Annotated in this window: 10 protein-coding genes; all 10 read right to left on the bottom strand. The window is 68.5% G+C overall.

Annotation, left to right across the window (positions count from 1 at the left end; all coding sequences use genetic code 11):
* Positions 1-105: 105 nt before the first annotated feature.
* The gene (locus J3R73_RS18730) at positions 106-1,608 is read right to left on the bottom strand and encodes a DEAD/DEAH box helicase (protein WP_307430146.1); all 1,503 of its coding nucleotides are present in this window, start codon (positions 1,606-1,608) and stop codon (positions 106-108) included.
* A 467-nt stretch (positions 1,609-2,075) separates the two neighbouring features.
* Entirely contained in the window at positions 2,076-2,660 is a 585-nt protein-coding gene (locus tag J3R73_RS18725) for a hypothetical protein (RefSeq protein ID WP_307430143.1), read from the bottom strand.
* Between the two features lie 154 nt (positions 2,661-2,814).
* Positions 2,815-3,690: an SMP-30/gluconolactonase/LRE family protein gene (locus tag J3R73_RS18720; protein ID WP_307430140.1), complete on the bottom strand. Its 876-nt coding sequence runs from the start codon at positions 3,688-3,690 to the stop codon at positions 2,815-2,817.
* Between the two features lie 52 nt (positions 3,691-3,742).
* Complete coding sequence (locus J3R73_RS18715) at positions 3,743-4,621, bottom strand: SMP-30/gluconolactonase/LRE family protein (RefSeq protein WP_307430138.1); 879 nt, start codon at positions 4,619-4,621, stop codon at positions 3,743-3,745.
* A 98-nt stretch (positions 4,622-4,719) separates the two neighbouring features.
* Positions 4,720-5,664 carry a 3,5-dioxohexanoate:acetyl-CoA acetone transferase gene (gene kce, locus J3R73_RS18710; RefSeq protein WP_307430135.1) on the bottom strand — a complete coding sequence of 315 codons (945 nt, stop codon included), beginning with the start codon at positions 5,662-5,664 and terminating at the stop codon, positions 4,720-4,722.
* A gap of 19 nt (positions 5,665-5,683) precedes the next feature.
* Positions 5,684-6,631, bottom strand: a complete 948-nt coding sequence (locus J3R73_RS18705; RefSeq protein WP_307430133.1) for a 3-hydroxyacyl-CoA dehydrogenase — start codon at positions 6,629-6,631, stop codon at positions 5,684-5,686.
* 47 nt (positions 6,632-6,678) lie between these two features.
* Positions 6,679-7,491: an SDR family oxidoreductase gene (locus J3R73_RS18700; RefSeq protein WP_307430130.1), complete on the bottom strand. Its 813-nt coding sequence runs from the start codon at positions 7,489-7,491 to the stop codon at positions 6,679-6,681.
* Positions 7,492-7,513: 22 nt separating this feature from the next.
* On the bottom strand, positions 7,514-9,595 hold the full coding sequence (locus tag J3R73_RS18695; protein WP_307437479.1) for an ABC transporter permease: 2,082 nt from the start codon (positions 9,593-9,595) through the stop codon (positions 7,514-7,516).
* The gene (locus tag J3R73_RS18690; protein ID WP_307430127.1) at positions 9,595-11,139 is read right to left on the bottom strand and encodes a sugar ABC transporter ATP-binding protein; all 1,545 of its coding nucleotides are present in this window, start codon (positions 11,137-11,139) and stop codon (positions 9,595-9,597) included. Before J3R73_RS18690 ends, J3R73_RS18695 begins: the two co-directional genes overlap by 1 nt.
* Positions 11,140-11,289: 150 nt before the next feature.
* Positions 11,290-12,420 carry a sugar ABC transporter substrate-binding protein gene (locus J3R73_RS18685; RefSeq protein ID WP_307430124.1) on the bottom strand — a complete coding sequence of 377 codons (1,131 nt, stop codon included), beginning with the start codon at positions 12,418-12,420 and terminating at the stop codon, positions 11,290-11,292.
* Between the last annotated feature and the right edge of the window lie 129 nt (positions 12,421-12,549).

Genomic DNA, 12,549 nt, shown 5'->3' with positions numbered 1-12,549 from the left:
CATCGGCCAGCGCGCTGCGCCGTTCGCCTCTCGCTGCCGCCCCTCCCACAAAAGCGAGAGGGGGTTGCCGGTCCGCGGACCGGCCTTGTCCTATCGGCGGGTGTTCTATCGGGCGGGCTTGCGGCGGATCGGCGTGAGCAGGAAGGAGGGGACGTGGTCGCCGAGGCCGATCACGGTGGGACCGTCATCGTCGTTGCGCCGGTGATGCTCGTTGCGCGCCGGCCGGCGCTGTTCCGCAGGTGCCCGCTGTTCCGGAGGCAGGCGCTGTTCGACCGGCTTGCGCTCGACCGGCCTGCGCTCGGCGGGCTGGCGCGGCTCGGCCGGCTGGCGCGGTTCAGCCGCCTTCGACGGCGTTGCAGCCTTCGGAGCCTCGGTTGCTTCGCGCGTTCTGGGGCCGCGGGCGTGCTCGCCGCCCGGCTTCTTCTCGCCCCGTTCGCGGCGGGCGCGGCGCGGCCGCTCGGCGACTTCCTCCTCTTCCACAGGCAGCGGGTCGCCGGTGAAGGGGATCTTGTAGCCGGTCAGCGTTTCGATCGCCGCGACATGCTTGCCGTCGGCGGGCGAAACCAGGGTGAAGGCCCAGCCCGCCCGGCCGGCGCGGCCGGTGCGCCCGATACGGTGGATATAGTCGTCGGCATGGACCGGCACGTCGAAATTGAAGACATGGCTGACTTCGGGAATGTCCAGGCCGCGTGCGGCGACGTCGGATGCGATCAGGAGCGGCATCTCGCCGTTGCGGAAGCTTTCCAGCGCCGCCATGCGCGAGCGCTGATCCATGTCGCCATGGAGGGCGACGGCGCCGAAGCCGTGGCGCAGCAGCGATTTGTGCAGCAGGGCGACTTCCGTCTTCCGGTTGCAGAACACGATCGCGTTCTGGAGGTTTTCGGCCGAGCGGATCAGGCGGCGCAGCACCTGGCGCTTTTCCGCCGGCGGGGCCTGTGTATGCACCAGGGCTTGGGTGATGGTCGTCGCCGCCGTCGCCGGGCGCGAAACCTCGACCTGGACGGGGTTGTGCAGGAACTGGTCGGTGATGCGCTTGATCTCGGAGGGCATCGTCGCCGTGAAGAACAGCGTCTGCCGGGTGAACGGCACCAGCTTGCAGATGCGCTCGATGTCCGGGATGAAGCCCATGTCGAGCATGCGGTCCGCCTCGTCGATGACGAGCAGCTCCACGCCGGTGAGCAGCAGCTTGCCGCGCTCGATGTGGTCGAGCAGGCGGCCCGGCGTCGCGATCAGCACATCGACGCCCCGGGCGATCTTGGTGTCCTGGTCGCCGAAGGAGACGCCGCCGATGAGGAGGGCCACCGAAAGGCCGCTATTGACGCCATAGCGATCGAAATTCTCCTCGACCTGTGCCGCGAGCTCGCGGGTCGGCTCAAGGATCAGCGTCCGCGGCATGCGCGCCCTGGCGCGGCCCTTTTCCAGCAGCGTCAGCATCGGCAGCGTGAACGCCGCCGTCTTGCCGGTGCCGGTCTGCGCGATACCGAGCACGTCCCGACGTTGGAGGACGTGCGGAATGGCCTGGGTTTGGATGGGAGTGGGAGTCGTATAACCGGCCGCTTCAACAGCGGCGAGAACCTTTGACGAAAGACCGAGTTCAGCGAAGCTCATTGTGGAAATGTCGAACCAACAGAGGCCGCCCCGATCGGACGGCAGAGGGCGGCTCGCATCGCCGCACATGGCCAAGGAGGCCCCAACGCCGCGAACATAGGGGTGAACGAGGCTTTGTCAATAGTTTCGGGGCCGAAAGCCCGGGGCCGCCGGTGTAAAACGCGCGTTTATCTCGGATTCCCTCAGCATTTCCGAAATTTCGGGCGAGCGGGATACAGCTTGTCGGGATCCGATGTCTCGGTGTTGCGGTCGCGGGGCGCTGCATCCGGCCGGGCGAGAGGCGGATGCGGTGCTTCATTCTGCGAGGAGAGGGCTTCATTCTGCGAGGAGAGGCTTGGGCCGTCGGCCCCGCCGGTGGTCGCAGACCGGCGGGGTCCTTCGCGTCGGGCGTGGTGCGATGCGTCGGGCTGGATGCCGGAGATCGCCTGTGCATCCCCGCGATGCGGCCGGGCGTTCGGAACGGCGCCTCAGTCCATCGAGCTGTCGTCTGCGGGCTTGCGCGGCGGCCTGGCGATCCTGGCCGGCTTGGCAGAAGCGGTGCGCACCGCCCTCGGCTTCGCTTTCTTCGGTGCCGGCTCCGCCGGTGCGGCGTCACCGAAACGTTCGTTGATCTTCTGCGCGATCGGGTCGTCCTTCCGCGCGCTCGAATCCATGGGCAGGATCGTCTCGATCGGATCGTTCTGGTCGATCGAGCCGGTCTGGTCCTGGATGATAGGGAATTTCGGCGCGGCATCGGGCGCCTGCGCCGTCTGGGTGCCGTCGATGGCGGGCGGATTGGCGGCAACCGCGCCGGCGGCGGGCAACGTGATGGTGGCGGCGACGGCGGCGGTATCCGGCGTCATGGCAGCGGCGACGGGGGCCGAGAGGGGGGCGATGTCGGAGGCCTGCGGGCTCCGATGGATCGTGCGGGCGGTGTCCACCGCCCCGGCGAGCGCAACGACGGCGGCGGCGATCAGGGCGCCTTCGCGCTTCAGCTTCCAGTGCCACCGGGCACGATAGGCCGTATGCCAAAACCAGCCGACGGCGACCTCGGCGCTACTCGCGAGCAACATGGGCGAACTCCAACACGACGCAAACTCATTGGCGCCACTATTGGCCCGCGATGGTGAAGAAAGGCTTTTCGCCGCGTAATGCTGCCGAGAAATCTCGTGCCGCCGCGCGTGTCTCCGTCCCGTCGCGACGGTGTTTCGCCGGTCGCATCCGCGTTCATCCGGCGAAGCGCGGCTCGGGAACGCCCCTCACACCCAGGCCGTGAACGGCGAACAGGCTGCCGCGCTGCCGGCCGTCGCCGGGAAAGCGCGGCAGGGGCGGCTTGGCCATCGAGGTGACGAAGAGGATGTCGAGATCCGGCCCGCCGAACATGACGCTGGTGACCTTCTTCACCGGCATGTCGATGACCCTGTCGACCGAACCATCCGGCGCGTAGCGGACGATCTTGCCGTCATAGACGAGGGCGTTCCACAGATACCCCTCCGCGTCGACCGTCGAGCCGTCCGCCGCGCCGCCGCCGGAGCGGTCGACCTTGGCGAAGGTCCGGCGGTTGGAGACGCTGCCGGTGTCCTGGTCGTAGTCGTAGGCCCAGATCTCGCCCGACCAGGTGTCGGCGAAATAGAAGACGGTGCCGTCCGGGCTCCAGCACGGTCCGTTGGAGACGATGATGCCGTCATCCAGCTTGTGCAGCGACAGATCGGCATCGAGCCGGTAGAGCGCGCCGTTCGGGCCGGCTTCCATCATGTCCATGGATCCGGCGACGAAGCGCCCCCTGCGGTCGACCTTGCCGTCGTTGAGGCGGGTCGTCGGCTTGTCGGGCTCGGGATCGACGATCAGGCGGGTCTCGCCCGTCTCGAAATCGAGGAAATGGAAGCCGGTCTGGAGCGAGAGCACGGCGCCGCCCTGCTTGCGCAGCGCCATGGAGCCGATCTTTGCCGGCACGTCCCAGGCGCGCACCTCGCACCCGTCCACCGTGGCGCGGAACACGTTGCAGCCGAAGCTGTCGATCCAGTAGAGGCGCTGCTCCTCCACGTCCCAGAGCGGGCCTTCCCCGAGGATGGTCTTCACGTCCACCAGGACCTCGATGCGCATGGTTCCTCCCCCAAGCCTTTGTGCGTTCGTCTTCGTCCGCCGTCGGCCCCGATCACCCGGCGAAGCGGGGTTCGGGCAGGCCTTTCACGCCGAGGCCGTGGACGGCGAACAGGCCGCCCGCCTCCTTCTCGCGCGGCAGCACGCCCTTGACGCGCCGGGCCATGGAGGTGACGTAGGCGATGTCGAGATCCGGGCCGCCGAAGCTCAGGCTGGTCGCGCTCTCCACCGGCAGACCGACGAGGCGTTCGAGCCGCCCGTCCGGCGCGAAGCGCGCGAGCTTGCCCTCATAGACCGAGACGCTCCACACATAGCCGTCCGCATCGACCGTCGCCCCGTCCGGCAGACCCTTCAATCCGCAGGCGGGAAAGGAGGCGAAGACCCGCCGGTTCGAAGCCTTGCCTGTCGCGATGTCGTAGTCATAGGCCCAGATGTCGCGCGTATAGGTGTCGGCGAAATAGAAGATGCGGCCGTCGGGGCTCCAGCACGGCCCGTTGGAGCAGACGATGCCCTGGTCCAGCCGTTCGACGGCGCCGTCGGCGTCGAGCCGGAAAACCGAGCAGAGCGGCTCGCTCTCCTCATAGTCCATATAGCCGGCGACGAAGCGCCCCTGCCGGTCGACCTTGCCGTCATTGAGCCGGATGCGCGGCTTGCCCGGATCGGGGTCCCGCCATTTGCGGGCGAGGCCGGTGCCGAAATCGAAGGTGTAGAAGCCGTCCCGCAGTGCCAGCACCGCGCCGCCCTGCCGGCGCAGCGCCAGCGAGCCGATATGGTCGGGAACCGGCCAGGTCCGGGGACCGCCGCCATCGGCGTCGCAGGCATGGATCAGGCTGCCGAGGCTGTCGATCCAATACAGGCGCTGTTCGGCGACGTCCCATAGCGGGCCCTCGCCGAGTTCGGCCGTCACCTCTCCGAGCCGTTCGATGCGCAGCATGGCTTTCTCCCCGAGGCGGCCCGTCGTTTCCTGGAGCAAAACCCGTTTCGGAAGGAAACGCGGTTTGCTCCAATGCTTTATCGGGCGTCTTTCGTGCTTCAGAATTCGACCTTGTCGCCGCCCTTGAGGCCGAGCAGGACGCGGGCTTCGTCGGGCGTGGCGACGGCGAGGCCGAGGCCCTCGATGATGCCGCGCACCATCGTCACCTGCTCGGCGCTGGCGGTGGCCAGCTTGCCCTTGCCGGCCCACAGCGAGTCCTCCAGCCCGACGCGGACATTGCCGCCCATCGATGCCGCCATCGCCGCGATGCGCAGCTGGCTGGCGCCGGCGCCGAGCACCGACCAGCGATAGGCGTCCCCCAGCAGGCGGTCCGCCGTCCGCTTCATGTGCATCACGTCCTCGGGATGGGTGCCGATGCCGCCGAGGATGCCGAACACCGACTGGACGAAGAAGGGCGGCTCGACCAGCCCGCGGTCCACGAAATGGGCGAGATTGTAGATATGGGCGATATCGTAGCATTCGAATTCGAAGCGCGTTCCGTTGTCGCGCAGCGTCTTCAGGATGAACTCGATGTCCTGGAACGAATTGCGGAAGACGAGGTCGCGCGTGTTCTCCAGATGCTGGCGTTCCCAGTCGTGCTTCAGGTCCTTGTATTTCTGCAGCAGCGGGAACAGCCCGAAATTGATCGAGCCCATGTTGAGCGAGGCGAGCTCGGGCTTGTAGGTCTGCGCCGGCAGGACGCGCTCCTGCACGCTCATGAACGGGCTGCCGCCGGTGGTGACGTTGATCACCGCATTCGTGCCCTGCCTCACGCGGGAGAGGAAGCGGCCGAATGCCTCCGGCGTCTGGTCGGGGCGGCCGGTCTCGGGGTTGCGGGCATGGAGATGCAGGATGGCGGCGCCGGCCTGGGCCGCCTTCAGGCCGTCGGCGATGATCTCGTCGGGCGTCACCGGCAGGTATGGCGACATCGAGGGCGTGTGGATGGCACCGGTGACGGCGCAACTGATGATCACCTTGCCGGTGGGAGTGGCGGGAGCGGTCATGAATGTCTCCTTCTGGCGATCAGGAACCGATATCGGTGCGGACGCGGCGCTTGTGGGAGGCGAGGGCCATCAGCATGCGATCGCGCCAGGCTTGCCGCTTCGGGAGATCGGACGCCGGCAGGCGCGCCCGGCGTTCTCCCTCGACGGTTTCGAGCACCGGCCCCGCCCAGTCGGCGCGCCGCTGCGTCGACGGGAAGATGCGTTCATAGATGCCCTGGTAGCGCACGACGTAGTCGCGCACCCCGCCGGGGGCGTTGAGGTCGATCGTCTCGAACGGGCCCATGAACGACCAGCGCAGCGCGAGCCCGTCGCGGATGCCGATATCGACGTCCTCCACGGTGGCGACGCCGTCGGCGACGAGGCGGAACGCTTCCTCCAGCAGGGCGCCCTGCAGCCGGTTCATCAGGAAGCCGTCGATCTCGCGCTTCATCACGATGGGCGCGTGGCCTGCGCTGCGCAGCAGCGCGGCGGTGCGCTCGATCACCGCCGGGTCCGTCCAGGGCGAGGGGACGACTTCGGCGGCGGGCACCAGATAAGGCGGGTTGATGGGATGGACGACGAGGCAGCGGGCGCGGCCGGCGAGATGGTCGGTGAAGGCCGAGGGCAGCAGAGCCGAGGTCGAGCTCGCGAGCGCGGTGGCGGGCGGCGCGAGCGCGTCGAGCTCGGCGAACAGCGCGCGCTTGGTCTCCAGCACTTCCGGTGCGTTCTCCTGCACGTGGTCGGCTTCCCCCACCGCCTCCGCCAGGGTGGCGGCCGGCGTGATGCGGGCCATCAGCGCGTCCGGCGTGGCGCCTTCGAGCAGGTCGTTGGCGGCGAGGTCGGGCAGGATGCCGGCGATATAGTCGAGCGCCGCCTGTGGCGCGTCCGCGGCTGCGTCCCACAGCCGGACCCGGTGGCCGGCGCGCGCGAAACTGATCGCCCAGGCCCGGCCGATGAATCCGCTTCCGATGATGGCGATGGTGGCCATGTCACTCTCTTTCCGAATCGAGGGCGGGCAGCCGCGGCGTCGGCCGCTCAGAGCCGCTCGACATTGCCGCAGACATTCATGGACTGCCCGGAGACGTTGCGGCCGGCCGGCGAGACGAGGAAGAGCACCGCCGCCGCCACGTCCTGCCCCGTCACCATGCGTCGGAGGGAGACGTTCTCCAGATAACGGTGCTCCATCTCCTCATAGGTGACACCGACCTCGGCGGCGCGGTCGCGGATCACCCCCTCCATGCGCGGGCCCTCGACGATGCCGGGCAGAATCGCGTTGACGCGGATGTCGGAGGGGCCGAGCTCCTTGGCGAGGCTCTGGGTAAAGCCGATCACCCCCCATTTCGCCGCAGCGTAAGGCGTCCTGTAGGCATAGCCGAAGCGCCCGGCCGCGGAGGAGAGATTGATGATGGAGCCGCCGCCCGCCGCCTTCAGCAGGGGCACGGCGTGGTGGGTGCAGAGGAACTGGCCGGTCAGGCAGATGTCGATGGTGCGGCGCCATTGCGCCGGATCGATCGCTTCCACGCCGCCCGTCGGCCCGGCGATGCCGGCATTGTTCACCAGCACGTCGAGCCCGCCGAGATGGGTCCTGACATCCTCGAACAGGTGCTCGACCTCCTCGTCCTTCGACACGTCCGCGCGGGTGACGCCGGCATCGCCATGGGCGGCGCGGTAGTCGTCGAGGAAGCGTTCCTCGATGTCGCAGATATGCACGCGCGCGCCGTGCCCGATCAGCATGTCGGCGATGGCGCGGCCGATGCCGGAGGCGCCGGCGGTGACGAGCACGCGCAGGCCCGCCACGGCATCGGGACCGAAAGGGGCGGCGGGAGAGGGAAGGGCGGATGCCGTCATGGGAATGAACTCCGTTCGAAAATCATGAGCGCCGTTCGCGCAGCGCCATCACGGCGCCGAGCACGACCAGCCCGAAAAGGATGGCGCGGATGGCGTAGGGCAGCGTTGTGCCGGCGAGGAGAGTCTGCAAGGCGGTCAGAAGGAAGACGCCGCCGAGCATGCCGAGATAATGGCCGCGCCCGCCGGTGATCAGCGCGCCACCGACGACCACCACGGCGATCGAGGGCAGGAGATAATCGTCCCCCATGCCGAGGCTGGCCTGGCCGGAAAAGCCGGTCAGCAGCACGCCGACCAGGGCCGAGCACAGGCCCGAGAGCATGTAGACCTTGATGACGGTCGGGCCCACGGCGATGCCCGAGAGCGCGGCGACGCGTTCGCCGTTGCCGATGCCGTAGACCCTCCGGCCGAACGGCGTGCGCCCGAGCAGCAGCACCGCGGCGGCGACGAACAGCACGAGGAAGAGGACCACCGGGGCGACGCCGAGGCTGCGCCCGGTCATGAATTCGCGCAGCAGCGGCGAGGCGAAGCCATCCGGCGTGCCGTTCGAATAGACCAGCGCGAAGCCCTGGAGGATGCCGTTGGCGGCGAGCGTCACCACGATGGGGGACAGGCCGAGCACGACGATGCCGACGCCGTTGAAGAACCCGATCACGCATCCGACGATAAGCACCGTCGGCAGGGCATAGACCAGCGCGGCGTCGGATCCCTTGACCATGCCGGCCAGCAGGATGCCGCAAAAGCCGATCGTCCACGGCACCGAAAGGTCCAGCCCTCCCGTGAGGATCACCGTGCCCTGGCCGAGGGCGAGGATGGCGAGGAAGGACGAGAGAACGATCAGGGAGTTGTAGTAGCTCCAGTCCAGCAGGGTGTTGCCGAGCACGAGCTGGGTCGCCAGCAGCACGATCGCGAAGCAGACATAGGCCGGTACGGCGTGGCGCAGGGTCGGTGCGTGCCGCACGAGGAAGGACGGCGTCGCCGCCGAGGCCGGCGCTGCGCCCCGTTCGGTTCGCTCCGGCAAGGCGAGCCGGCGCGGGGGGCCCTGCCGCTGGGACGGCAGGAGCCCGGCGCTGCGGGCACGCAGCCGCCGGAGCGCCGTCCGCACCGTCGCGGCGAGCCGCGAGTGGCGGCTGATCGAGCCGCCGAGCACGGCGAGGATGAGGATCGCGCCTTCCGCGATGGTGGAGAAATAGGCCGACACGTTCAGCACGAGCAGGATGTTGACCACCATCATCAGGATATAGGCGCCGAACACCGAGCCGAGCGGGCCCCCTCGGCCGCCGCCGAGCGCCGTTCCCCCCACCACGACGGCGGCGAAGATCTGCAGCAGCATCGGGTTGCCGACCAGCGGATCGCCCGACCCGGTCTGCGCACTGATGAAGACGCCGGCCAGGCCGTAGCAGCCGCCCGCCAGCACATAGGTCAGGAAGAGCGTCGTGCGCGTGCGGATGCCGGCCGCCCTCGCGGCATCATGGTCGCTGCCGACCGCGAAGAGCGCCGTGCCGAACCGGCTCCGCTTCAGCCAGAGCCACAGCATGAGCAGGCAGGCGATCAGCAGGATGGGCAAGGGCAGGAGACCGGGCACGGCATCGCCGACGAAGATGTCGGAAAGGCCGGCATCGACCATGCCGCCGGGCTTGTCGAGCACGAGCAGCGTCACGCCCTGCAGGATGAACATGGTCGAGAGCGTCACCACGATCGGCTGCAGGCGCAACCAGGCGATGAACAGGCCGTTGAAGGCGCCGGACAGGCAGCCGACGCCGATGCCGACGGCGATCCAGACCGGGACCGGCAGCGCGACCTCCGGCATGAAGCGGGCGAGCACGACATTGACCAGCGAGACCACGGCGCCGGCCGACAGGTCGAAGCCGCCGGAGATGATGACGACGGTCTGCCCGACGGCGGCGATCGCCAGCGTCGCGCCGTTGGTGGCGATCTGCGAGACGTCGTAATAGGACAGCGGCGCCGCGCTGACGAACGAGATGATGCCGAGCAGGACGGCGAAGACGCCGATGGCGAGGAGGAGGCCGCGGCTGCGCGCCAGGCGCAGGCCGATCCGCCGGCTCGGGCCGCGATCGGGATGGGACGGAGCGAGGATCGCGGACATCATGCGGCGGCCTTGCCGGGTTCGGCCGAGCCGAGCGCGGCCTTGAGGATGGCTTCTTCGGTGAGATCGGCTTCTTCGATGCCGGCGGCGACGCGCCCGCCATAGAAGACGATAGCGCGATCGGCCAAATGCACGATCTCCGGGATTTCGGTGGAGTAGAACAGCACGGCGCCGCCGGCGTCGGCGAAGGCGCGGATGAGGCGATAGAGTTCGTTCTTCGTGCCGACGTCGATGCCGCGCGTCGGGTCATAGAGCAGCAGGCACCGACTTTCGGCGAGCAGCCATTTGGCGATGGCGATCTTCTGCTGGTTGCCGCCGGAGAAGGCCGAGACCGGCGTCCACAACGCCCGCCGGTCGACGTCGACCCTCTCGAACACCCGGGCGACGGCCGCTTTCTCCGCCTCGCCGTCGATCAGGCCGAAGCGTGTGAAGCGCTCGATCACCGGCAGCGAGGCATTGTGGCCGCCGCCGAGCTTGAGGAACAGCGCCTCGGTCTTGCGGTCCTCCGGCACCAGGCTGATGCCGACATCGGCGCGCACCGCCTCGCGCGGGCTGGTGATCTCCACCGGCTGCCCGTCGACCGAAAGCTGTCCGCGGACGATCTCGGCCATGCCGAAGCAGGCGAGGAAGAGTTCGAGCTGGCCCATGCCCTGCAGGCCTGCGACGCCGAGGATCTCCCCGGCGTGCAGGCGGAACGAGGCGTCGACGAGCTTGCCCGCCGTGCCGATGCCGTCCGCCCGCAGCACTTCGGCGCCGCTCGCCCGGCGCTGGGTGGGCCGGGCAGGGAACGAATGGGCGAAGGAACGCCCGGCGATCATGCTGATGATCTCGCCGTCGCTGTAGTCGCCGACATTGCCGGTGGCGATATGGCGGCCGTTGCGCAGCACCGTCACCCGGCTGCAGAAGTCGCGGACTTCGCGCAGGCGATGCGAAATGAAGACGACGGTGGTGCCGCGGGCCTGTTCGCGGGCGATCACCGCGCCGAGCCAGTCGACGTCGCGCCCGGAAAGGGTCGAGGTCGGCTCGTCCAGCAGCAGCACCATCGGCCGGCGGAACAGGGCGCGGGCGACCTCGATCTTCTGCTGGACGGCGAGGTCCAGATCGCGGATCTCCTCGTCGAGGTCTATATGGTCGAGGCCGATGGCGGCGAAATGCTCTTCGACCTGCCGGGCGGCGTGCCGTCGGCGCACCAGGCCGAGCGCGTTCATCGGCGCATAGGGAATGAGCATGTTGTCGAGGACCGTGAGGTCCCGCACCAGCGTCATCTCCTGGAAGGCGGTCTGCAGCCCCTGGGCATGGGCGGCCCTGACGCTGGTGAGGCGGACCGGCTCGCCGAAGATGCGGAAGGTGCCGCTGTCCGGCATGACGAGGCCGGAGAGGAGCTTGACCAGCGTCGACTTGCCGGCGCCGTTCTCGCCGAGCAGGGCATGCGCCGAGCCGGCCTCGATCGAAAAGCCGACATCGTCGAGGGCGATGGTGGCCCCATAGGCCTTGCCGACATGGTCCACGGCGACGGCCGGTTCGGCGGTGGAATGCGGCGGCAAGCGCGATACTCCCGGTGGACTTTCGATGCGTGGGATGTGCCTGCCGGAAGGGCGGCGCATCGCCTGGGTCCTGACGTCCCGCCGAGGTCGGCGGGACGGGCGGTCAGCCTTCCTTCCCCGCGCGGGAAGGAAGGCTGACCTTGCGCGCCCTCAATTCTCGGGCTGGCCGACCAGCGCGGCGTTGAGGCCGATCTCCGGGGTCTGGTCCGAGAAGATTGAGGCGAACCAGCCGGGATTGGGCACGATCGACGGCTTGAAGGCGTTGCACCCGGCCTTCATCTCCGCCCAGCTTCCTTCCTGGCACAGCTTGATGGTGTCGTTGGTGACGAGCGGCAGCGGCAGCGTGACGTGCTGGGGAATGTCCTTGCCCTCGAGCTTCTCGACGGCGAGCTTCAGCGCGAGGCCGCCGGAGTAGGGCGGCGAAGCATAGGAGATGCGGGGCGCTCCCATCGGCATATAGGTGCCGTTGGCGCCCTCCACCTCGGTGCCGACCGGCAGCATCTGGATGCGGCCGCCATTGGAGCCCTCGCCGGCGCAGGGCTTCAGGTCCTTGATCTGCTTGCCCGCCTCGATCTGCAGGCTGTTGGCGGTATAGCAGCCGACCTGCATCCACAGTCCGTCGATCTGGTCCCAATTGTGGGTCGCCAGGATCTTGGAAAGCTCGGTGCGCGCCACCGCCTGGCTCCACATGCCGACGGCTTCCGCCACGACCTTGATGCCGGGATTTTTGGCGAAGACTTCCTTGGCCGCCTTGGTGCGCAGCGTATCGACGGAGGTGCCGGGAACGCCGGTGACGAGGACGATGTTGCCCTTGCCGTTCAGCTTCTTGACGAGCCAGTCCGCCGTGACGCGGCCCGCCTCTTCCTGGTCGATCGTGACGTTGTGGGCGCAGGGCTCGGAGATTTCTCCGTCATAGGCGACGACGACGACGCCCTTGGCGCAGGCGTTCTTCACCGCCGCGTTCAGCGCGGTCGGCGAGATCGGATAGATCACGATCGCCTGGGCGCCGGCCTGCACCATGGCGTTGATCTGCTGGATCTGGCGCTGGGCGTTCGGACCGGCCACCTGCACCTGCAGGTCGACCTTGTCGGCCATCGAGCCGTGCGCCGCCATGGCCTTGACCATGTTGGCGGCCTCGGCCTGCCAGTCATTGCCGATATAGCTCATGCTGAGGAAGATCTTGAACTTGCCCGCCGCGGCGGCGGGGCTGGCGCAGACGGCCAGCGCCCCTGCGAATGTGGCCGCCCACAGGCCGAGACGCGTCTTTGACCATAGTCCCATGGCAGTTCCTCCGTTGGGGTGCGGCGCCTGGCCGGCGCCCGCCGTGGCTCGTTGTCCACTTGCATTTGATCATAGATCATAGATCTTGAAATTGGCAAGGCGCGAAAACGCAATTGATCCGCCTTGGCG

This window comes from Labrys monachus (assembly GCF_030814655.1).
GTDB lineage: Bacteria > Pseudomonadota > Alphaproteobacteria > Rhizobiales > Labraceae > Labrys > Labrys monacha.
Note: the sequence above shows the minus strand (reverse complement) of the source record. Positions and strands in the feature narration are given on the sequence as shown.